This is a genomic window from Pseudomonas sp. P5_B2 (assembly GCF_056400445.1).
Genome location: NZ_JBFULH010001351.1, coordinates 1 through 682 on the forward strand (window position 1 = coordinate 1; position 682 = coordinate 682).

The following is a 682-nucleotide window of genomic DNA, read 5'->3' on the forward strand; positions in this document are numbered from 1 at the left end:
ATGCCGACCCGTATTCCCAACCTGCTGGTCAACGGCTCCAGCGGTATCGCCGTGGGTATGGCGACCAACATTCCGCCGCACAACCTCGGTGAAGTCATCGACGGTTGCCTGGCCCTCATCGACAACCCTGAGTTGACCATCGATGAGCTGATGCAATACATCCCTGGTCCGGACTTCCCGACCGCCGCGATCATCAACGGTCGTGCCGGCATCATCGAAGCCTACCGTACCGGTCGCGGGCGCATTTACATGCGTGCCCGCTCGACAATCGAAGACATCGACAAGGTCGGTGGTCGTCAGCAGATCGTCATTACCGAACTCCCTTACCAGCTCAACAAGGCCCGTCTGATCGAGAAGATCGCCGAGCTGGTTAAAGAGAAGAAGCTTGAAGGCATCACCGAACTGCGCGACGAGTCCGACAAGGACGGTATGCGCGTCGTGATCGAACTGCGTCGCGGCGAAGTGCCTGAGGTGATCCTCAACAACCTCTACGCCCAGACCCAGTTGCAAGCGGTGTTCGGTATCAACATCGTTGCGCTGATCGACGGCCGTCCGCGGATCCTGAACCTCAAGGACCTGCTGGAAGCTTTCGTTCGTCACCGCCGCGAAGTCGTTACCCGCCGTACCGTGTTCGAACTGCGTAAAGCCCGCGAACGTGGTCACATCCTGGAAGGTCAAGCGG

General features: G+C 59.1%; 1 protein-coding gene. It reads left to right on the forward strand.

Annotated elements, in window-relative coordinates; translation table 11 throughout:
• Window positions 1–682 (forward strand): DNA gyrase subunit A (locus AC1DRJ_RS31170; RefSeq protein WP_477805495.1); only part of this gene is annotated, 682 nt, incomplete at both ends.